Annotated in this window: 17 protein-coding genes; 13 read left to right on the top strand and 4 right to left on the bottom strand. The window is 75.0% G+C overall.

All coding sequences use genetic code 11. From position 1 onward, the window contains the following. Nucleotides 1-99: 99 nt before the first annotated feature. From ACIQ9P_RS25125 to ACIQ9P_RS25115, 3 genes are read left to right on the top strand one after another with little or no spacing between them, the layout of a single operon-like run. A complete protein-coding gene (locus ACIQ9P_RS25125; RefSeq protein WP_402360220.1) occupies nt 100-741 on the top strand; it encodes a class F sortase in 642 nt (213 codons plus the stop codon). Continuing rightward, a complete protein-coding gene (locus ACIQ9P_RS25120; RefSeq protein ID WP_402360217.1) occupies nt 738-2066 on the top strand; it encodes an alpha/beta hydrolase in 1329 nt (442 codons plus the stop codon). The genes ACIQ9P_RS25125 and ACIQ9P_RS25120 overlap by 4 nt, the downstream gene beginning before the upstream one ends. Beyond that, on the top strand, nt 2063-4723 hold the full coding sequence (locus ACIQ9P_RS25115) for a rhomboid family intramembrane serine protease (RefSeq protein ID WP_402360214.1): 2661 nt from the start codon (nt 2063-2065) through the stop codon (nt 4721-4723). Before ACIQ9P_RS25120 ends, ACIQ9P_RS25115 begins: the two co-directional genes overlap by 4 nt. A gap of 106 nt (nt 4724-4829) precedes the next feature. Here the strand turns inward: ACIQ9P_RS25115 and ACIQ9P_RS25110 are convergent, their stop codons facing one another. After that, complete coding sequence (locus ACIQ9P_RS25110; protein WP_402360211.1) at nt 4830-5264, bottom strand: SsgA family sporulation/cell division regulator; 435 nt, start codon at nt 5262-5264, stop codon at nt 4830-4832. Between the two features lie 325 nt (nt 5265-5589). Here ACIQ9P_RS25110 and ACIQ9P_RS25105 point away from each other — a divergent pair, with 325 nt between their 5' ends. The 3 genes from ACIQ9P_RS25105 to ACIQ9P_RS25095 all read left to right on the top strand — a co-directional run bounded on the left by ACIQ9P_RS25105 (nt 5590) and on the right by ACIQ9P_RS25095 (nt 9419). After that, nucleotides 5590-7425, top strand: coding sequence for a DEAD/DEAH box helicase (locus ACIQ9P_RS25105; protein WP_402360368.1), 1836 nt, complete (start codon nt 5590-5592; stop codon nt 7423-7425). A gap of 456 nt (nt 7426-7881) precedes the next feature. Beyond that, nucleotides 7882-8532, top strand: coding sequence for an IclR family transcriptional regulator (locus ACIQ9P_RS25100; RefSeq protein WP_030308168.1), 651 nt, complete (start codon nt 7882-7884; stop codon nt 8530-8532). 80 nt (nt 8533-8612) lie between these two features. Continuing rightward, nucleotides 8613-9419 (top strand): S16 family serine protease, encoded by an 807-nt coding sequence (locus tag ACIQ9P_RS25095; protein ID WP_402360208.1) that lies wholly within the window; start codon nt 8613-8615, stop codon nt 9417-9419. Between the two features lie 31 nt (nt 9420-9450). On the opposite strand, the gene ACIQ9P_RS25090 is transcribed toward ACIQ9P_RS25095, so the two are convergent. Continuing rightward, complete coding sequence (locus tag ACIQ9P_RS25090; protein WP_402360365.1) at nt 9451-9912, bottom strand: Lrp/AsnC family transcriptional regulator; 462 nt, start codon at nt 9910-9912, stop codon at nt 9451-9453. Nucleotides 9913-10329: 417 nt separating this feature from the next. Here ACIQ9P_RS25090 and ACIQ9P_RS25085 point away from each other — a divergent pair, with 417 nt between their 5' ends. Next, entirely contained in the window at nt 10330-10875 is a 546-nt protein-coding gene (locus tag ACIQ9P_RS25085) for a VOC family protein (RefSeq protein ID WP_402360205.1), read from the top strand. Between the two features lie 21 nt (nt 10876-10896). Here ACIQ9P_RS25085 and ACIQ9P_RS25080 read toward each other — a convergent pair whose 3' ends face one another. Continuing rightward, nucleotides 10897-11466: a hypothetical protein gene (locus ACIQ9P_RS25080; RefSeq protein ID WP_402360202.1), complete on the bottom strand. Its 570-nt coding sequence runs from the start codon at nt 11464-11466 to the stop codon at nt 10897-10899. Between the two features lie 178 nt (nt 11467-11644). Between ACIQ9P_RS25080 and ACIQ9P_RS25075 the strand changes: the two genes are divergently transcribed. The 4 genes from ACIQ9P_RS25075 to ACIQ9P_RS25060 all read left to right on the top strand — a co-directional run bounded on the left by ACIQ9P_RS25075 (nt 11645) and on the right by ACIQ9P_RS25060 (nt 17493). Then, a complete protein-coding gene (locus tag ACIQ9P_RS25075; protein WP_402360199.1) occupies nt 11645-12370 on the top strand; it encodes a response regulator transcription factor in 726 nt (241 codons plus the stop codon). Further along, entirely contained in the window at nt 12367-13899 is a 1533-nt protein-coding gene (locus tag ACIQ9P_RS25070) for a sensor histidine kinase (RefSeq protein ID WP_402360196.1), read from the top strand. The genes ACIQ9P_RS25075 and ACIQ9P_RS25070 overlap by 4 nt, the downstream gene beginning before the upstream one ends. Nucleotides 13900-14143: 244 nt before the next feature. Continuing rightward, nucleotides 14144-15817: a cellulose binding domain-containing protein gene (locus tag ACIQ9P_RS25065; RefSeq protein WP_402360193.1), complete on the top strand. Its 1674-nt coding sequence runs from the start codon at nt 14144-14146 to the stop codon at nt 15815-15817. 275 nt (nt 15818-16092) lie between these two features. After that, entirely contained in the window at nt 16093-17493 is a 1401-nt protein-coding gene (locus ACIQ9P_RS25060) for a glycosyltransferase 87 family protein (RefSeq protein ID WP_402360190.1), read from the top strand. A 116-nt stretch (nt 17494-17609) separates the two neighbouring features. Here ACIQ9P_RS25060 and ACIQ9P_RS25055 read toward each other — a convergent pair whose 3' ends face one another. Further along, nucleotides 17610-18026, bottom strand: coding sequence for an SsgA family sporulation/cell division regulator (locus ACIQ9P_RS25055; RefSeq protein WP_045938677.1), 417 nt, complete (start codon nt 18024-18026; stop codon nt 17610-17612). A 459-nt stretch (nt 18027-18485) separates the two neighbouring features. On the opposite strand from ACIQ9P_RS25055, the gene ACIQ9P_RS25050 reads away from it, so the two are divergent. Both ACIQ9P_RS25050 and ACIQ9P_RS25045 read left to right on the top strand, forming a co-directional pair. Beyond that, on the top strand, nt 18486-20009 hold the full coding sequence (locus ACIQ9P_RS25050) for an RDD family protein (protein ID WP_402360187.1): 1524 nt from the start codon (nt 18486-18488) through the stop codon (nt 20007-20009). 131 nt (nt 20010-20140) lie between these two features. Then, entirely contained in the window at nt 20141-20869 is a 729-nt protein-coding gene (locus ACIQ9P_RS25045; protein ID WP_402360184.1) for an RDD family protein, read from the top strand. Nucleotides 20870-20872 lie beyond the last annotated feature (3 nt).

Genomic DNA, 20872 nt, shown 5'->3' with positions numbered 1-20872 from the left:
CCATCGTAGGGATGTGGCATAAGGTCCGATCCGGTTGCATTGTTCTCAGACATCTCCCAGAAACCGGCAACCGTTCGACGTCAGCAGAGGGGAGCGCCGGTGGGCGCCCAGCAGAGCAGGAGCCCGTGGCCGGGCACCCTGGCGGTCGCCGCCGCGCTCGTGCTGGGGGCGTGGCTGCTGAACGACGGCGGCACCGTGCTGCCCCCGGCCCCCGGCTCCGGGCAGGCCCTCACCGGCTTCGCCCCGGTCTCCGTGGTGCCGCCGCTCGGTCCCTCCCGGCCGACCAGGATCCGGATCCCGGCCGTACGGCTCGACGCCCCGGTCACCGGACTCGGCCTCGACCGGGACGGCCACCTCCAGACCCCGCCGGACGAGGACCGCAACCTCGCCGGCTGGTACCGGGACGGGGCCGCCCCCGGCCAGCGCGGCACGGCGATCATCGCCGGCCACGTCGACAACCACAGCGGGCCCGCCGTCTTCTACGACCTGGGCGCGTTGCACCGCGGGGACCGGATCGAGATCCTCCGCGAGGACGGCCGCACCGCCGTCTACCAGCTCTACGCCATCGAAGTGCACGACCGAAAGGACTTCCCGGACGACCGGGTGTACCGCCAGGCCGCCGACGCCCAGCTGCGGGTCATCACCTGCGGCGGGGCCTACAGCGAGGAGCGTGGCTACGACGGCAACGTCGTCGCCTACGGCTTCCTGGCCGACACCAGGCGTTCGGGGACGAACGTATGACCACCGTCTCTCTCGCCCTGAGCTGGAACCCGATCGACTGGCCGCTGACCCGCGGCCCGATCCCGCGCGCCGTCCTGGTGGCCGGCTGGGGTTCCCTGCTGTTCCTCGCCTGCTACTCCCGCACCAGCGGGTGGTGGCGGCGCCGGCTGCCCGCGGCCCTGGTCACGGCGGCGGCGCTCAGCCTGCTGCTCGACACCGCCGTCGACGACTGGTGGCACCCCTTCCCCGAGGGGACCCCGCACTACGTCACCTGGTGGATCGCCGTCGGCCTGGTCGGGCTCTGCCTGGTCGCCTTCCGGCTGCGCGGCGCCGCGTTCCGCCGCAAGCTGCTGGCGGTCGCCGCCGGGGCCCTGGTGCTGCTGATGGCGTCCTCCCAGGTGAACCGGGGCTTCGACCAGTACCCGACCGGCCGGGTGATGCTGGCGCCGTGGCTGGAGAAGACCCAGGAGCTGACCACGGGGAAGGTCGCCGCCACCATCGGCCGGCCGCCCGGCAAGGTGCTGGAGGAGGTCTGGCAGGCACCGGCGGACCTCCCGGCGAAGGGCACGGTCTCCACGGTCGCCGTCCCGGGCACCAAGTCCGGCTTCGAGTCCCGCGACGGGTACGTGTACCTGCCGCCCGCCTACCAGGCCAGCCCCCGGCCGCTGCTGCCGGTGGTCGTGCTGCTGGCCGGTCAGCCCGGCACCCCGGGCGACTGGGTGTTCGCCGGCCAGATCGCCGACTCCCTCGACGCCTTCGCCGCCGAGCACCACGGGCTGGCGCCGATCGTGGTGATGGTCGACCAGCTGGGCTCGACCTGGAACAACACGCTCTGCCTCGATTCCAGGATCGCCAACGTGCAGACCTTCCTGGCCGAGGACGTGCCGGCCTGGGTGCACGCCAACCTCCAGACGGCCGAGGGCCGCAAGAGCTGGGTGATCGCCGGTGCCTCGATGGGCGGCACCTGCGCGCTCCAGCTCGCCGTCAACGCGCCCGAGGTCTACGGTTCGTTCCTCGACATGTCGGGACAGGACGAGCCCACCCTCGGCACCCGTGAGGAGACCGTCCAGGCGGCCTTCGACGGCGACGCGGCGAAGTTCGCCGCCGTCGACCCGCTCCAGGTGATGGCGCGGAAGAAGTTCCCGGACACCGCGGGGGCCATTGTGGTCGGCCGTGACGACGACGAGTTCCGACCGCAGCAGGAGAAGGTGTACCGCGCGGTCGTGGAGGCGGGAATGCAGGCCAAGTTCGATCTGATGCCCGGCGGGCACGGCTGGATCATCTTCCGGCCCGGCATCGCCGACCAGCTGCCCTGGCTGGCACAGCAGACCGGGATGATCCGGTGACGCTGCTCGGCGCCGCCCCGGGAGCGGCCGCCGAGCAGGAGCAGAACCGCGGCGGGGCACAGTCGCGGCTGCTCGTGCCCAAGTCCTTCCGCACCGGGTCGGGCTCCGAGCGCGTCGACGCCGCGGCGCCCGCGGGCACCGACGCCGTCGGGCCCGATCACAGCGCCCCGGGCCCGGGCCCGTCCGCGCCGCGGCCGCCGCAGCGCGTCGTCCGCGCGGCCGCCGGGCTCGTCACCCGGCTGGCCGCCCGGCTCGGCGAGGCCCCGCTGACCCTGGTGCTGCTGGTCGGCCTGTGGGCCGTCGGCGCCGCCACCGGCAGCCTCACCCGGGGCCCGTCCGACGCCCTGCTGGAGCAGGTCGGCATCGGCCGGCCGACCCTCCACGCGGGCCGCTGGTGGACGCCCCTCACCTCGCTGTTCTGGTGCTCCGGCATCGGCGCCTACGTCTTCACCAGCCTGCTGCTGCTCCTGGTCGGCCCGGCCGCCGAGCGTCGCCTCGGCCGGCTGCGCACCCTCGGGGTGCTGGTCGCCGGACAGCTGGCCGGCGTCATGGCCGGGACGGTCGCGGTCGCGGTCGGCGCGCGCCTCGGTGAGCAGTGGACCCTGTCCATAGCGGGCCAGACGGCGGTCGGCCCCGGCGTCGGCCTGTTCGCGCTGGCCGGCGTGCTCGGCTACCGGCTCACCGTGCTCTGGCGCCGGCGACTGCACCTGCTGGTGCTGCTGATGCCGCTGGTGATGGCGCTGTACGTGGGGCACCTGCAGAGCGTCCAGCGGTTCAGCGGGGCGCTGGTCGGCCTCGCCGCCGGCGCGCTGCTGTTCCGCCGCCGCCCGCACCTCCGCTCGCACCGCTCCTCGCACACCGAGACCCGGGTGCTGGTCGCGCTCTGCCTGGTCGCCGCCGCGCTCGGCCCGATGATCGCCTCGCTGTACGACAACGCGGCCGGCCCGTTCAACACCTTCTCGGAGATCTACCTCTCGCACCGGCTCACCCCGGACGAGGTCGCCGACTTCTGCTCGGTCTCGGCCCACGACTGCGCCCGCGCGCACGCCGTGCAGCGGATCTTCGACACCCCGGCCCGGCTGATGGCCACGCTCTTCCCCGCCCTGCTGCTGGTGCTCGCCGAGGGGCTGCGCCGCGGTCTGCGGTTCGCCTGGCGGATCACCGTCGCCACCGAACTGCTCTGGACCGCGATGCTGGTCGTCCTGTTCGCGGAGACCAGCACCGGTTCGAGCGACGTCGTCCAGTACTTCGTCGAGGCGCTGCTGCTGCCGATGGTCACCGTCGGCCTGCTGCTGGCCACCCGCAAGCGCTTCACCCTGCGGCTGCCGCGCGCGGTGCTCGGCCGGCTGCTCGCGGTGGTCGGCGGGGCGCTGGCCGTCGCCTCCGCCGCCTACACCGGGCTGGGTGTGCTCACCGCCGGGCAGTTCGAGCCGGGCGCGACCTTCCGCGGGCTGGTCCACGGGCTGCCGGCCCAGTTCCTGCCGCCCGCCTACAACGACCTGCTGCCGGACTACCCGATCGCGGTCGGCCCGTTCGCCCGCGCCCTGGAGACGTACTGCGGGCTCGGCTTCTGGGCGGTCGCGCTGGCCGCGCTGCTGCTGACCTTCCGCCGGCCGGTGGTCCAGGTCGCCGCCGAGGACGCCGCCCGGGCCCGGGCGCTGCTCACCGAGCACGGCGGCGGCACGCTGTCGTTCCTCACCACCTGGGACGGCAACCACTACTGGTTCGACGAGGAGGGCCGGGCCGCCGTCGCCTACCGGGTGCTGAACACCGTGGCGCTGACCACCGGCGACCCCTTCGGCGACCCGGCGGCCCGGGACAGCGCGGTGGCCGGCTTCGCCCGGTACTGCGACGCCCGGGGCTGGACGCCGTGCTTCTACAGCGTCACCCCGCAGACCCGGGCCGCCGCCGGGGAGCTCGGCTGGCGCTCGCTCCAGGTCGCCGAGGACACCGTGGTCGCCCTGCCCGACCTCGCCTTCACCGGTCGTAAGTGGCAGGACATCAGGACCGCGCTCAACAAGGCGGGCAAGCAGGGCATCACCGCCGAGTGGTGGTCGTACCACGAGGCGCCGCTGGCCCTGAAGGAGCAGATCCGGGCCATCTCCGAGGAGTGGGTCTCCGAGAAGGGCCTGCCCGAGATGGGGTTCACCCTCGGTGGCCTGGAGGAGCTGGACGACCCGGCGGTGCGGCTGCTGATCGCGATCGACGGGGACCGCGCCGTGCACGGCCTGACCAGCTGGATGCCGGTCTACGAGAACGGCGAGCCGGTCGGCTGGACGCTGGACTTCATGCGGCGCAGCTCGGACGGCTTCCGCGGCGTCACGGAGTTCCTGATTGCCTCGGCCGCGCTCGGCTTCAAGCAGGAGGGCGCGCGGTTCCTCTCGCTCTCCGGCGCGCCGCTGGCCCGGTCGGAGAAGGAGCCGCCGACCGGGCTGCAGAAGACCCTGGACTGGCTGGGCCGGGTGCTGGAGCCGGTGTACGGTTTCCGCTCCCTGCTCGCCTTCAAGGCGAAGTTCCAGCCGGAGTACCGGCCGATGTACATGGCGTACCCCGACCCGGCGGCGCTGCCCAGCATCACCCGGGCGATCGGCAAGGCGTACCTGCCGCACCTCACGCCGACGCAGGGCGTGCGGCTGATGCGCAAGCTGTCGTCCTAGCCGGGGCGCTCGTCCTCCGGGGTGCTCGCGCCCGCGCTACGCCGGCCGCCCCGGACTCCGCTCCGGGGCGGTCGGCGTTCGCCAGCGCGCGGCCGGGGCGTGCCCCTCAGCCGAGCAACTGGGCGAGGGCGCGGTCGGCGTCCAGGTGGAGGTGCTCCTCGCCCTCGGGCACCAGCAGGCTGCTGCGCCACAGGAAGCGCCGCAGGTCGGCGGCGTCGAACCGGACCAGCGCGGTGCCCTCGGGCGCGCGCAGCTCGACCAGGGCGCTCCGGCCGGGCCCGGGCCGCACCTGCACGTCGCCGAGGCCGGAGGGCAGCTCCAGGCCGCCCGCGAGCAGCCGGCGGGCGAAGACCCAGACGATGTCGCCGCCCTCCGGTCCGGCCGGGTCGGCCGGTTCGTCCAGCGAGAACTCGCCGGGGAAGGCCATCCGGACCGCGAGCGGGTCGTCCGTCCGGTAGGTGAGGGTGACCCGCAGCCGGGCGGACCGGCGCGCGGACAGGATCAGTCGGGCCTGGACGGTCTCTTCGGCGGTGGCGTGCACGGCGGTTCCCTTCGCTGGTGAGGCCGCGGCGGGCGGGGGAGGGTGGAGCGGCCTCACCCCGAAGAGAGTCGGTAGGAGGGGTTCCGCTTACTCGGGTTCTCCGGGTTTCCGATGTGATCCACCTCACGTCGATTTCCGGCCGCACCCGCCCCGAGCGGGGCGGACGCCGGCCCGGCCCGGCCCCGCCGTGGCCGCCCGAACGGCGCCGGGACCGGTACGCTGGGTGGGTTGTCCGAACGCCGTCCGACCGTGGATCGAGGCCGCGAAACCGCCTCTGACCTGCGATGATCCCCCCTCGGAGACCGTGAGTACTGCCGCCGCCCCGATGCCGCTCTTCTCCGACGCGAACGAGTCGCACGCGCCCGTCCGGGCCGTCGGCCATGCCGCGCCGACCTCCTCGCACCAGCTGTCCCCGGCCTTCCCCGGCCGTGCCCCCTGGGGTACCGCCGGCAAGCTCCGGGCCTGGCAGCAGGGCGCGCTGGACACGTACATCGAGAAGCAGCCGCGCGACTTCCTCGCCGTCGCGACCCCGGGCGCCGGTAAGACCACCTTCGCGCTGACCCTGGCCTCCTACCTGCTCCACAACCACCTGGTGCAGCAGATCACCGTGGTCGCGCCGACCGAGCACCTGAAGAAGCAGTGGGCCGAGGCCGCCGCCCGGATAGGCATCAGGCTGGACCCGGCGTACTCCTCCGGGCCGCTCTCCCGCGACTACCACGGCATCGTGGTCACCTACGCGGGCGTCGGCGTGAACCCGATGCTGCACCGCAACCGCACCGAGGCCCGCAAGACGCTGGTCATCATGGACGAGATCCACCACGCCGGTGACTCGAAGTCCTGGGGCGAAGCCTGCTTCGAGGCGTTCGAGCCGGCCGTCCGGCGCCTCGCGCTGACCGGTACGCCGTTCCGCTCGGACACCAACCCGATCCCCTTCGTCCAGTACGAGGCCGGGGGCGACGGCATCCGCAAGTCGGTCGCCGACTACACCTACGGCTACGGGCACGCGCTCGCCGACCACGTCGTCCGTCCGGTGATCTTCCTGTCCTACAGCGGCAACATGCGCTGGCGCACCAAGTCCGGCGACGAGCTGGAGGCCCGGCTCGGCGAGCCGATGACCAAGGACCTCATCGCCCAGGCGTGGCGCACCGCGCTCTCCCCGCAGGGCGAGTGGATCCCGTCCGTGCTGCAGGCCGCCGACCGCCGGCTGACCGAGGTGCGCAAGGCGATCCCGGACGCCGGCGGTCTGGTGATCGCCACCGACCAGAACGTGGCCCGTGCCTACGCCAAGATGCTGCGCGAGATCAGCGGCGAGAAGGTCACCCTGGTCCTGTCCGACGAGACCGAGGCTTCGCAGCGGATCTCCGACTACGCGGCCGGGACCTCGCGCTGGATGGTCGCGGTCCGGATGGTGTCCGAGGGCGTCGACGTGCCGCGGCTGTGCGTCGGCGTCTACGCCACCTCGATCTCCACCCCGCTGTTCTTCGCCCAGGCCGTCGGCCGCTTCGTGCGCGCCCGCAAGCGCGGCGAGACCGCCTCCGTCTTCCTGCCGACCGTCCCGATGCTGCTGGGCTTCGCCAACGAGATGGAGCTCCAGCGCGACCATGTGCTGGACCGGCCGAAGAAGGAGGGCGAGGGCCTCTTCGACGAGGAGGACCGGCTGCTCGCCGAGGCCGAGCGGGCCAACGACGGTCCGGACGGCGCGGGCGGCGACGAGTTCTCCTACGAGGCGCTGGGCTCCGAGGCGGTATTCGACCGGGTGCTGTACAACGCCATGGAGTTCGGGATGCAGGCGCACCCGGGCAGCGAGGAGGAGGAGGAGTACCTCGGCATCCCGGGCCTGCTGGAGCCGGACCAGGTGCAGATGCTGCTGCAGAAGCGCCAGCACCGGCAGATCCAGCGGAGCAAGGGCAAGCCGGCCGAGGAGGCCGATCTGCTGGAGCTGCCGGCCGAGCAGCGGCCGGTCGTGACCCACCAGGAACTGCGGGAGCTGCGCAAGGAGTTGAACGCGCTGGTGGCCGCCTGGCACCACCGCACCGACCAGCCGCACGGCACGGTCCACAACGAGCTGCGCCGGCAGTGCGGCGGTCCGCTGACCGCGCAGGCCACCGCCAATCAGCTGAAGGCGCGGATCGCCAAGATCCGGGAGTGGGCGGCGAAGTAACGATCCGCCGGGTCCGCCGGCTCCGGTCGCGTTCGCCGGGAGGGCGGCGGCCGGTGTTCCCGGGGTGTTCCGCGGGCGCTCCCGGAGGCCGTTCGGCGGCCGCCCGCGGGCGCTCCGGCGGCTCGTCCGGCTCCGGGCATCTGTCCGGACTTCGGACTGTGCTCGAACTTGCGCCCGGTTCGGCCGGGTGGAATGCGGTAGTTCGTCCGCTTCTGTGCCGCTGGAAGCAATTGATCTTGACCGAATTTTGGACAAACACTTCCGCCGCCGCATTTCCTTCACTACCTTTCCCCCACGCTCTCCCGCCGGGTGACCCCCCGCGGACGGGCGCCTCGGGGCCCCAGGACGTCAAGGACGACACACCGCGGCCCTGGCGCGGCCACCCCCCTGCGCGCGACCACCGAGTCCCGGACCGGCCAGCCGATCCGCGACCGCCGCGGAAAGGAATTGCGCGTCGTGACTGCAGAGACCTCCCAGACCCTGGACCGCGGTGTCAGGGTCCTCAAGCTCCTCGCCGATTCGGAGCGCGGGCTCACCGTGACCGAGCTGGCGGCCCGCCTCGCCGTCAACCGGACCGTTGTCTATCGGCTGCTGGCCACCCTGGAGCAGCACGGGCTGGTCCGCCGGGACATCGGCGGCCGGGCCCGGGTGGGCCTGGGTGTGCTCCGGCTCGCCCACCGGGTCCACCCGCTGCTGCGCGAGGCGGCCCTGCCCGCGTTGCGCAGCCTCGCCGAGGACCTCGGGGCCACCGCCCATCTCACCCTGGTGGACGGCAACGAGGCGCTCGCGGTGGCCGTCGTCGAGCCCAGCTGGACCGACTTCCACGTCGCCTACCGGACCGGACTGCGCCACCCGCTCGGGGAGAGCGCGGCCGGCCGGGCGATCCTGGAGGCCCGGACCTTCCCCAGTCAGCGGCGGCCGGAGCAGGGCTTCGTCATCACCCGGGCGGAGGAGCAGTCCGGCGCGTCCGGCGCCGCCGCCGCGCTGCTCGGGCTGAGCGGCATCGAGGGCAGCGTCGGCGTGGTGATGCTGAACGGGCTCGTCCCGGAGCGGGTCGGCCCCCGGGTGGTGGAGGCGGCCACCGAGGTCGCCGACGCGCTGCGCTGACCGTCCCGGTCCGCCGGGTGGGCCGTTCGGGTGGCCGTGTGCGTGCCCGCCGGACGGCCCCGGTGTGTTTGGATGCCCCTGTGTCCGACACCAAGCTGCCCGCCGCCCTGACCTCCCCCCGGACCAGGGCCCTCGCGCTCTGCGGCGCGACGGTCGCCGCCCTGTTCGGCGTGGCCGCCTTCGTCCCGCTGCCCTACACGCTGACCTTCCCCGGCGTGACCGCGGACACCCTGGGCAGCTACCAGGGCCGCCCGGTGCTCACCGTCACCGGCGCGCCGGTCCGTGCCACCCAGGGGCAGCTGCGGATGGTGACCATCTCGGCGACCAATCCGGGGGAGCGGACGACGCTGTGGCGCTCGCTCCAGGCGTGGTTCGACGAGGACGAGGCCGTTCGGCCCAGCGAGACCGTCTATCCGCAGGGGGACCCGGCCAAGGCCAACGAGGTCACCGCCCAGCAGATGGCCGAATCCCAGGACGCCGCCACCACGGCCGCGCTCGGCTACCTCCAGCTGTCGCCCGCGCAGGTGAAGGTCAGGATCGACCTCGGTGACATCGGCGGCCCCAGCGCCGGGCAGATGCTCGCGCTGGGCATCGTCGACAAGCTCCGCGGGGACGGCAGGGGCGGCGACCTGACCGGCGGGACGACCGTCGCCGGCACCGGGACCATCGACGACCAGGGCGTGATCGGACCGGTCGGCGGTGTGCCGCTCAAGACCCAGGCGGCGGCGCGGGACGGCGCGACCGTCTTCCTGGTGCCCAGGGACGAGTGCGCGGACGCCAAGGTCAACCTCCCGGCGGGGCTGCGGCTGGTGCCGGTGGGCACGCTCGGGGAGGCCGTCTCGGCGCTGGAGGCGTTGCAGGGCGGCGGGGCCGTTCCCGGGTGCTGAGCGCGGGCCGCCGGGCGGGCGGGGCCGTGGGCTACTCGGTGGCGGCCTGGTCGACCAGCGGCAGGATCCGGTAGGGCACCGGGTTCTCCAGCGCGATCGCGGTGGAGGAGCGGACGATCCCGTCGAAGCCCACCACCCGGTCGATCACCCGCTGCAGATCGGCGTTCGACCGGGCCACGATCCGCACCATCATGTCGCCGTGCCCGGTGATGGTGTGCAGTTCCAGCACCTCCGGCACCGCCGCCAGGTGCGCGCGCACGTCCGCCCCCTGGCCCTGGGAGATCTCCAGGGTCGCGAAGGCCGTCACCGGGTAGCCGAGCGCGGCCGGGTCCACCTCCGGGCCGAAGCCGCCGATCACCCCGCGCGACTGGAGCCGGTCCAGCCGGGCCTGGACCGTGCCGCGGGCCACCTGGAGCCGGCGCGAGCACTCCAGGACGCCGATCCGGGGCTCCTCGGCGAGCAGCCGGATCAGCCGGCCGTCCAGGGCGTCGATGGCGTCGTTGGTGCTCCCCGCGGCCGCCCCGGCCGTCCCGGCCGCGACGGCGGCGGCGACTCCGGCTCCCGGTCCGGCCCCTGGAGCGGCTCCCGGTCCGGGGCCGGCGGCGGTCGCGGCCGGTGCGGCCGGGGTGGTGCCGGAATGCCCTTGCCCGGTGGGCGAGTTGGGCGATCCGGTGGCGCCGGTCGGGCTGGCGGCGTGGGCGGGGGGCATCACGGGCTCCGTCCTCCGGTGGGCATTGTGTACAGCGGCGCGGCCGATTCTCCCGCCCCGGAGCACAGCTTGACCAGGAGGAAACGGAACAGTTGCGCGGAAGTCGCCCCGGCGCCACCCTCCAGCCACAACCCCGCGTGCCGGCCCCCACCGGTCCGCGGGCGGAACCGTGGTCCCGTACCCCCACCCGGGAGGGCTGACATGACCGACACCGCCGCCGAACCCGTGCTGCTCACCGCCGTCCGCGGCGCCGCCGGACCGGACGAGCCCGGCCTCCTCCCGATGGGCCGCGCCGACGCGGTGGTCTTCGTGGTCGGCGACGCCGAGCGGGCGGCCCACCGGTACGCGGTCGCGCTCGGTCTGCGCTGCACCGCGTACGCCGGGCCCGAGACCGGTGAACCCGAGACCGTCTCCTATGTGCTGCAGGCTCCCGGCACCCGCTTCGTGCTGACCTCGCTGGTCCAGGTGATCGGCCCGCGCGGCCGGGAGCTGGCCGGTCACCTGGACCGGCACGGGGACGGCGTGATCGACCTCGCGGTCGCCGTTCCGGACGTCTGTTACGCCTACGACTACGCCGTCGACCGGGGCGCGTCCTCGTTCGCCGAGCCGTACGAGGTGCGGGACGCGTACGGCACCGTGGTGCTCGCCGCGATCGGGGTTCCCGGCGGGACCAGGCACACCCTGGTCGACCGCTCCCGCTACCGGGGGCCCTACCTGCCGGGGTACGTGCCCTCCGAGCGGTGGTGACGGGGCGCGGACCCGACCCGCTCAGCGGGTGACGGTCTCGACCACCGGCGGGTGCCCGTTCCAGTACACGAACACCGAGTTGGCCTGGTTGTCCTTGGTGAAGTCGACCCGGATCCACTGCGGGCCGTCCCAGACCTGCATCTGCCAGCCCGGGTCCGGGGCGGCCGTGACCAACGAGGCCCGGTCGGACCGGAGGTCCAGGGCGACCTTGCCGCCCGGGACGAGGTAGCTGCGGACGGCGGACGTCGTGCTCGCGGTCGGCGTCGGGCGGTGCGACGCGGCGGCGGCGGTCGACGGGGCCGCGGGAGGCGCGGCGGCGGCCGGGCCGCCGGTCCGCGGCGGGGCGGCCGACACCGGGGCGGTGGACGGCGGCGCGGCCGGATCCGGCCGGCCGGCCGACTGCGTGGGTTCCGCCGACGGTGTCGGCGCGGGTCTCGTGCCACCGGCCGACGCCGGGGAGGGCAGCGGCAGCGCGGAGGGCTGTTCGAACGCGGCTCCGGTCAGCACCGTGTGCACGCCGAACCAGGACAGCGCCACCGCCGCCCCGGTGGCCGCCGCCCAGGCGCCGAGCTGTACCAGTCCGTTCCGCATAGTGCGCACATCCTGCCCCATCACCGTCCCCGGCAGGTGGGCACCCCCGCACTTCCGCAGGGGACTTGCACAAACCCCCCGCCGTCCGGCGGGACCTTCCCGAAGGGCCCACCGGTCGCTGCCCGAGGCGACCCCGAGGTACAGACCATTCGGGGCCGATGCCGTACCGTGCAGCCCCATGGCAACAGTGCTCGTGGTCGAGGACGACCCCTTCGTACGATCCGCCCTCATCCGCCACCTGTCCGACACCGGCCACGCCGTTCGCAGCGTGGGCACAGCCCTGGAGGCGCTGCGCGAGGTCGCCCAGGTCGGCTGCGACCTGGTGATCCTGGACCTCGGACTGCCGGATCTGGACGGCAGCGAGGCGCTCAAGATGATCCGTGGCCTGACCAACGTCCCGGTGATCATCTCCACCGCCCGGGACGACGAGGCCGAGATCGTCCGGCTGCTCAACGACGGCGCCGACGACTACCTGGTGAAACCGTTCTCCGGGGAGCACCTCAGTGCCCGGATGGCCGCCGTGCTGCGCCGGCTCGGCGGCGGGGCGGCCCCGGTCAGTCAGGTGCTCCGGGTCGGCGGGCTGGCGATCGACCTCCAGCGCCGGGAGGCCGCGCTGGACGGGCGGGCGCTGGACCTGACCCGGCGTGAGTTCGACCTGCTGGCCTTCCTCGCCGCCCGCCCGGGCGTGGTGGTGCCCCGCAAGGAGATCCTGGCCGAGGTGTGGCGGCAGACCTACGGCGGCGACCAGACGATCGACGTGCACCTGTCCTGGCTGCGCCGCAAGCTCGGGGAGACGGCGTCCAGTCCGCGCTACCTGCACACCGTGCGCGGCGTCGGGGTCCGGCTGGAGGAGTCCGGGCACCCCTCCGGGCCCGGGCCCGTCCCGGTGGAGCGCCGGACATGATGCGGTTGCGGCACTCGCTGCGGTGGGCCCTGATCAAGGCCGCCGTGGCCGGCACCACGATGGTCGCGCTGGCCTTCCTCATCCCGCTCGGTCTGATGGTCCAGCAGACCGCCCGGGACCGGGCGTTCACGGCCGCGGAGCGGCAGGCGGCGGCACTCGGTCCGGCCCTGGCCATCACCACGGACCAGGACGCCATCGCCCGGGCGGTGGCCTCGACGGACGCCGGGGCGCAGGGGCGGATGGCGGTGCACCTGCCGCCGGCCGAGGCGGCCGGGGCCGGTGCGGCGGCGCTGTCGGGGCCGGGCGGCGGCGCGGGCGGGACGGCCCCGGGTGGTGCGACCCCGGGCGGGACGGCCCCGGCGGGGAAGGTCTCGGACGGGACGGCGGCGGCCGCCGGCGCGACCATCGGCGAAGTCCGGGCACTGGCCGCCGATGTGGCCAGCGCCGGGGGGCAGGGACGTTCGTTCACCGTCGAGGTCCCGGGCGGCTACGCGCTGCTCCAGCCGGTCGCGGTGGACACCGTCCGGACCGCCGTGGTCGAGGTGTTCGTGGCCGACGGCGACCTCACCCGGGGGGTCGCCACCGCCTGGCAGGTGCTCTCCGGGGTCGCGCTCGGCCTGGTCGCCGTCTCGGTGCTGGTCGCCGACCGGATGGGCGCCCGGATCGTCGGCTCGGCCCGTCGGCTCGCCGCCGCGGCCCGATCGCTCGGCGCGGGCGACCTCGCGGTCCGGGTGCCGGTGGACGGCAAGCAGGCGGCCGGCAGTCCCGAGGAACTGCGCGAGGCCGCCCACGCGTTCAACGCCATGGCCGATCGGGTGGTCCAACTACTCGCCGCCGAGCGGGAATTGGCCGCCGACCTGTCGCACCGGCTGCGCACCCCGCTGACCGTGCTGCGGCTCAACGCGGCCTCGCTGGGCGAGGGTGACGCGGCCGACGCCACCCGGCACGCGGTGGCGCAACTGGAGCGCGAGGTCGACCAGATCATCCGCTCGGCCCGCCGGGCGCCCGAGGACGCGCCCGCCGTCACGGTCGGCTGCGACGCGGCCGAGGTGATCCGGGAGCGGGTCGGCTTCTGGTCGGCGCTCGCCGAGGACGAGGGCCGCCGCTGGCAGTTGGCCGGCGCGGACCGGGAGACGCCGGTCCCGGTCCAGCGCGGGGACCTGGCCGCCACCGTGGACGCGCTGCTCGGCAACGTCTTCCGGCACACGGCGGTCGGCACCGCCTTCTCGGTGGACGTGCTGGCCACCGGGAGTTCGGTGATCGTCCTGGTCGGCGACGCGGGCCCGGGCTTCACCGATCCGGAGGCCGCCCTGAAGCGGGGCGAGGGCCACGGCGGCGAGGGCTCGACCGGGCTGGGGCTGGACATCGTCCGCAAGCTGGCCGAGGCCACCGGCGGGGATCTGGCGCTCGGCCGGTCGTCGGTGCTGGGCGGGGCCGAGATCCGGCTGCGGCTGCGGTCCCGGCCGGACGGCACCGTCCCGGCGAGGTCCGGCCGGCGCCGGGGCCGGGGATCGCTGTTCACGCGCTGAGGAGGGGGTCGCGGAGCGGTTGAAGAAAGGTTTCGGCGCCGGTTCGGGGCTTCGGTGGGGCGTCGACGTGGCGGCGGCGCGGTCGGAGGCGGCCCGGAGGGCCTCTTTCTTAAGCGCGCCGTAAGGGAGTTCTACCCCTGACTCAGCAGGCGGATTCCGGCCATTCGGCGCCGCTAGCGTCGTCCGCGTCGGCCGCGCCGGTCACCCCCCGACCGCGCATCTGCCAGCCCCGGAGGTACGCCCCATGACGACCCAGCAGCCCCACCGCCGCCCCGGCGGTCGCCGTCGGCGCAGCCGCAGGGGCACGGTGCTCGGAGCCTCGGCGGTCGCCGCCGCCCTGGTCGCCGGCGGTGTCGTCGTCCTCGCCTCCTCGGCCAGCGCCGCCCCGCTCGGCGCCGTCTACACCCGCACCAGCGGCTGGGACTCCGGCTGCACCGGCCAGTACCTGGTCACCAACCCGGCGGACCGGGCGATCGAGGACTGGACGCTCAGCTTCGACCTGCCCGCCGGGGCGAAGATCGACTCGCTCTGGAACGCCACCTTCACCGCCGAGGGCGGACACATTACCGTCCGCCCCGAGGCGTGGAGCAAGCGGCTGGAGCCCGGGCGGAGCGTCGTCGTCGGTTACGTCGCCCAGGGCGCCGGCGCGGCGCAGGCCGAGCCGGGCAACTGTCTGATCAACAAGACCGCCTGCAGGGCCGGGGACGGCACCGCGCCGACCCCGTCCGGCCGCCCGACCGGCACCGCGTCGGCCTCGGCGTCCGCCTCCGTCCCGCCGTCGGCCCCGCCGTCCGCCTCCGTCCCGGCGACCGCGACGGCCTCCGCCACCGCCACCGGGACCGCCCGGCCCACCACCGGGGCGCCGAGCCCGACCGCCGGCGCGACCGTGCGGCCGAGCACCCCGGCCCCGACGGCGACCGCGACGACCACCGCCGCGCCCACCACCCCGGTGCCCACGACCCCGGCACCCACCGCCACCGCGACCCCCGCCCCGGCCGGCGGTGGCCGGTTCGCGCCCTACGTCGACACCTCGCTCTACCCGCCGTACGACCTCGTCGCCACCGCCAGGGCCACCGGCGTCAAGGACTTCACCCTGGCGTTCGTCGTCTCCGGCGGCGGCTGCACCCCGAAGTGGGGCGGCGTGACCGACCTCGCCGACGACGCGGTGGCGGCCCGGATCGGCGCCCTGCGGGCGATCGGCGGCGACGTCCGGGTCTCCTTCGGCGGCGCCAACGGCAGCGAGCTCGCCCTCGCCTGCTCCTCGGTCGCCGATCTGACCGCCGTCTACCAGCGGACCGTCGACGCCTTCGGCCTCACCCGGCTCGACTTCGACGTCGAGGGCGGCGCGATCGCCAACGCCGCCGCCAACACCCGGCGCGCCCAGGCCGTCGCCCAGCTGCAGAAGAACGCCGCCGCCAAGGGCAGGCCCCTGGACGTCTCCTTCACCCTCCCCGCGCTCCCCTCCGGGCTGACCCAGGAGGGCGTCGACCTGGTCGCCGGCGCCAAGAACAACGGTGTGACGATCGGGGCGGTCAACATCATGGCGATGGACTACGGCGACGGGGTCGCCCCCGATCCCCAGGGCCGGATGGGCACCTACGCCATCGCCGCGGCCACCGCCACCCAGGCCCAGGTGAAGAGCGTGCTCGGCCTGGACGACGCGTCCGCCTGGCGCCGGGTCGCGGTCACCCCGATGATCGGCGTCAACGACGTGGCCACCGAGGTCTTCACCGTGGCCGACGCCAAGCAGCTCGCCGAGTTCGCCCGGAGCAAGCACCTGGCCTGGCTGGCGATGTGGTCCGGCACCCGCGACAAGTCCTGCGAGGGTGGTGCCAAGGCGTACGCGGACGCGAGCTGCAGCTCGATCGTCCAGCAGCCGCTGGACTTCACCCGGGCCCTGGGCGCCTACACCGGCTGACCGGCCCGCGGTGCCCGCCGACCGCGCGCGACCTGGCGCGACCTCGTGCGGCGGGCGCCCGACGGTCTCGCGCGACCGGCCCCCGCCGACCGCGCGCGGCCCCGGCGGATCCCCTCCGCCGTACCGACTCCGGCCGTCCGTGCCCCGACCGCAACGGGGCACGGCCGGCCGGCTCCAAACCCGCGATCGTCACTCTCCGTGACAGCTTCGGCCCGACCCGTTCGCGAGCCATCCGGTATCGTCGCTGGTTGGCCTACCGGCGGACGGAGCGAACAGTGACAGCGGTGCAAGACGAGCGCGGCGCGGTGGACACCCCACCCGACCTGACGCCCGCCCCCCTGTCGGACCGGCTGCGCACGGCCCTCGGCGCGCCCGTCCGCGCCCTGCGCGAGGCCCCGCGCCGGCCGCTGCTGATCGTCTCCGCCTTGGCGCTGTTCTCCCTGCTCGGCTACGCGGTGGTGCGGCACTTCGCGCACACCTCGATGGTCGACATGATCGTCTACCGGGCCGAGGGCGCCGCCGTCGTCAACGGCGGTGACCTCTACGGACTGCGCGTCACGCAGTGGAACCTGCCCGCCACCTACCCGCCGTTCGCCGCGATGCTGTTCGTGCCGACGACCTGGTTCCCGGTGCCGTTCCTGCGGGTCGCGATCACGCTCTGCAACCTCGGCCTGCTCGCGCTGCTCACCCACCTGTCGTTCAAGCTGGTCGGCTGGCCGCGCCGGGACCTCCGCGCGATCGGCGTGATCCTGGTCACCGGCGCCGGCGTCTGGCTGGAACCCGTCTACACCACGCTGCGCTACGGCCAGATCAACCTCGCCCTGGCCTGCCTCATCCTCTGGGACCTCACCCGGCCCGACGGGAAGCGCGGCAAGGGCATCGCGATCGGCATCGCCGCCGGCATCAAGCTGACCCCCGGCCTGTTCGCGGTGTACCTGCTGCTCACCGGCCGGGTCCGGGCCGCGTTCGTGGCCGGCGCGACCTTCCTCGGCACCTTCCTGCTCGGCGCGCTCGTCCTGCCCGACGCCACCTGGGGCTTCTGGACCAAGTACCTCTACGACTCCTCGCGGGTCGGCAAGACCGAGATCGTCGACAACCAGGCCCTCAGCGGCGCCGTCGCCCGGCTGCTGCACACCTCAGAACCGGGCTTCGCGGGCACCCTGGCGGCCGTCGCCGTCGCGGCGGCCGGCCTCGGCGTCGCCGCCTGGGCCGCCCGCAGCTCGCGGTGGCTGGCGCGCTCCGAGGCGTGGGGCGTCTGCTGCGCCGCCGTCACCGCCGTACTGATCTCGCCGATCAGCTGGACCCACCACTGGGTCTGGTGCGTGCCCGTGCTGGTGCTGCTCGCCTGCGAGGCGGCGGTCGAACGGGCCCGCCCGGCCGCCGTCCGCAAGCTCCGCTGGCGGCTCGCCTTCGGGGCCACGCTGATCGCCTTCCTGTCGTTCGCGATGTGGCTCGCCAAGCCGCAGGGCGCGCGGGTGCTGGAGCTGTCGCCGCTCCACCAGATCCCGACCTCGGTCTACCCGCTCGTCGGGATCTGCTTCCTGCTGGCCGCCGCGCTACGCGTACGGGCCCGGCGCCTGGCGGCCGGGGCGGCACCGGCCGCGCTGCCCGGTCAGCGCGACAGTGGTTCGTCGGAGTCCGCGCGCGAGCGTCAGCAGGCCCCCGCGGCCCGCTGACCCGGCCCGGGCGCCGAGGAGGTCCGGGCGGGCGTCGGGGGAGTCCGGCCGGACCTGGTGGACCTGGTGGACCTGCCGGACCTGGCAGACCGGTCGGGCGGCCGGGGCACGGCGCCTCACGCGAGCAGCTCGGCCAGTGAGCCGTCCATGTCCAGCGCGGCCATCTCGCTGCCCGGCGGCACCAGCCGGTGCGCCCGCTCCAGCCAGGCGGCCACCACCGGCAGCGGTGCCTCCAGCAGCGCGTCCCCGGCCGGGGAGCTCAGCGCCAGACAGAGCACGCTGCGCCGGCCCGACCTGGTCGGCCAGATCCGCACATCGCCCTGCCCGCAGGGCCGGAAGGTGCCCTCCACCAGCAGCTCGCGGGCGAACACCCAGGTGACCGGCGAGCCGGTGTCCAGGTGGAAGGTGATGTGCACGGCGTACGGGTCGTGGCTGCCGTAGGACAGCCGGGCGGGGACGGGCACGCTGTGCTCGGGGGAGAGCACCAGGTTGAGCTCCAGCTCGTGCTCGACCACGCTCGTCGGGCGCTCCATGATCGGGTTCCTCTCTGCCTGCGGTTCGTGCCCGGTGTCGGGCCCTGTCACCTGGGAGAGCGCGGCCCGGGAGCGCTCTTACACGGGTTTCCGGAATTTCTTCGGCCCAGGACGCCCTGACGGACACCTGCGTGCCGGGCGGGAATCCCCGGGGGTGGGTGGCGCGTCCCGTTGCCGGGGGTACACGGAGTGGTGAATGGGTGAGGGTGGGCGCGTGTTCGGGCATGTGCGCCGTCTTCCTTACCGTGGGCGGCGCCGGGCTGTCCGCCGAATGGGTAACTTGCCGCCGCGCCCCCGCCGAGGCACTACCCTTTGTGACTGCCCGGCGACTGTCCGCCTCCTCGGCGGTACCCCCTCGCGCGCGCCGACGGCGGAGCCATCCCGGGTCGCCCGTGCCGCCGTCGCGCACACCCCGCTCGCCGGGCGAGCCGTATCGGCCCTGCCAGGAAAGAGACCCCCATGACGGACCGGCCCCACGGCGGCAGCACGGAGACGGCCGTCGGCCCCGCGCCGGGCTACTACCCCGACCCGTCCGTTCCCGGTTTCGTCCGCTACTGGGGCGGCTCGGCCTGGGTCCCCGGCACCAGCCGGGCCGCCCCGGCCGAGGGCGAGGTGCTGGTGCCGCCCCGGTACGCCACCCGCCGCCCCGCCGCGGCGGGCGCGGGAGCCGGGGCCCGGTACGTGCCGCCGCCGGTGGTCGCCGAGTCGGTGCCGCCGCCCGTGCCGATGCCGGAACCGGTGTCCGGCGGGGACACCGGGCCGGTCTACCTGGACCGGACGGCGGGCGGGGCGTCGTTCACCTTCGCGGCGCCGGACAACGGCCCGGTCTTCCGCCGCGGTGGGGAGCCGGCGGTCGGCGGGACGGCGGGACCGGTGGCCGGTCCGCTGCCGGAGCCGTCGGCCCGGGTGGCACCCGAGCCGGCCGGCTGGCAGGCGGACCCGCGGGCGCAGCGCGGCCTGATGGAGACGGGGAGCGCGCCGCGGTGGGTGTCCTGGGGGGTGCTCCCGGGGGCGGAGGAGCCGCTCGGCGGGGCGTCGGGCGGAGTGTCGGGCGGGGGGTCCGCCGGGGGTCCGGCGGTGGTCGAGGCGGCTGCGGCGCCCGCCGGGGCGGCTTCGCCCGGCGCTGCCGCCGGCCCCGGTGGTGTCGGTGCTGCCGGTGTGCCCGGAATCCTTGACGCCCCCGGTGCTCCCAGTGTTGCCGGTGCCGTCGGCCCGGACGAGTCGCGTTCCGTGCCGGGGCCGAGGGGTCCGGCCGCCCCGGCCCCGGCACCGTCCGCTGTCGCGGAGCCCCGGACCGGACCGGAGCCGGAGGCGGCGGCGGACATGTCGGCGGACATGGCGGCGGACGGGGCGGAGGCCGCCGAGCCGTCCCTGGCCACCCCCCTTCCCGCCCGCCGAACGTCCCCCGCCGCCACTGCCACGGCGGCCGCCCGGACGTCGTCCCCAGCCCCCCGCCGCCGCGCCGGCGCGGCACCGGCGCCCCGCCCCGCCGGCCTCGGCCGACGGCTCGCCGCCCGGCTGGTCGACACCGCCGTGCTGGCCGTGGTCGCCGTCGCCGCCGGGGTCCCGCTCGCCCGCTCCGTCGAGGCCCACCTCCAGCGCAAGCTCGACCAGGCCCGGATGGCCAGCCGCCTCACCCGTCGTCAGGTGGACGTCTGGCTGGTCGACGGGACCGTGCTCGGCAAGGTCGCCGTCCTGCTCGGCATCCTGCTCTTCGTCGGCCTGCTCTACGAGGCCCTGCCGACCGCCCGCACCGGCCAGACCCTGGGCAAGCGGCTCGCCCGGATCCGGGTGACCGCCACGGCCCGGGAGGGCTCGGCCGCCGCCCCGGACCGCCCCGGGCTCGGCCGTTCCCTGGTCCGGTGGCTGGTCGGGCAGCTGTCGGCGCTGCTGGTGCTCGGCCTGCTCTGGCCGCTGTTCGACCGCCCGGCGCGGCGCGGCTGGCACGACCGGGCGGCCCGCACCCGGGTCGTCCGGCTCTGAGCCCGGTCCGGCTCCGGGTCCGGCCCGCCGAGCCTCGGTCAGGTCCGTCCGTCCTCCGCTCCGGTGGCCTTGGCCGACAAAACGGACTGAATATCCCAAATACATAGAATGCGTGATGTTCTACTCGGGGAATGAGTACCTACGACCCCTCAGGCCCCGAGCCGGAGGGGGGCGGCAAGCCCTCCTTCGGCAAGCAGCCCCCGCAGCAGGGCGGCGGCACGCCGGAAGGTGCGCCGTCGGACCCGTACGGCACCCCGCCGCCCCCCGGTGGCCCCGGAGCCGGCGGCCCCGGCGCGTACGGCGGCACCTACGGCGGAGCCCCCGGCGGACAGAACCCCTACGGCCAGGGCCCCCACGGCCGGTCGCCCTACGACCAGCCGCCACCCGGGCAGGGCCCCGCCGGCTACGGCGCGCCCGGCGGCGGCCCCGTCCCCGGGATGCCCCCGCTCGGCACCTGGCCCAACCGGATCGTGGCCCGGCTGATCGACTACCTGCTGGTCCAGGCCGTCGCCGTGGTCCTGGTCCTGCCCTTCGCCAGCCTCACCGACCGCTCCGGCTCGGCCGGCTCGTTCTGGCTCGCCTGCGGGCTCTACCTCGTCTACGAGGGAGTGATGCTCGGCCGGGACGGCCAGACCCTGGGCAAGAAGGCCATGAAGGTCCGGGTCGCCATGCTGGTCGACGGCAACACCCCGACCCAGTCGGCCGCGTGGACCAGGGCGGCGGTCTTCATCCTGCCCGCGGTGCTCTGCTGCGCCGTCCTGTGGTGGCTGATCGACGGTCTGTTCGGGGTGTTCGACAAGCCGTACCGGCAGTGCATCCACGACAAGGCCGCCCGGACCGTGGTGGTCTCCACCGCCTGACGG

Origin of the sequence: Kitasatospora sp. NPDC094019 (assembly GCF_044764505.1) — a bacterium.
In the GTDB taxonomy this organism is placed as follows: domain Bacteria; phylum Actinomycetota; class Actinomycetes; order Streptomycetales; family Streptomycetaceae; genus Kitasatospora.
The sequence above is the reverse complement of the archived record's forward strand: the minus strand, read 5'-3'. Positions and strand labels throughout refer to the sequence as shown.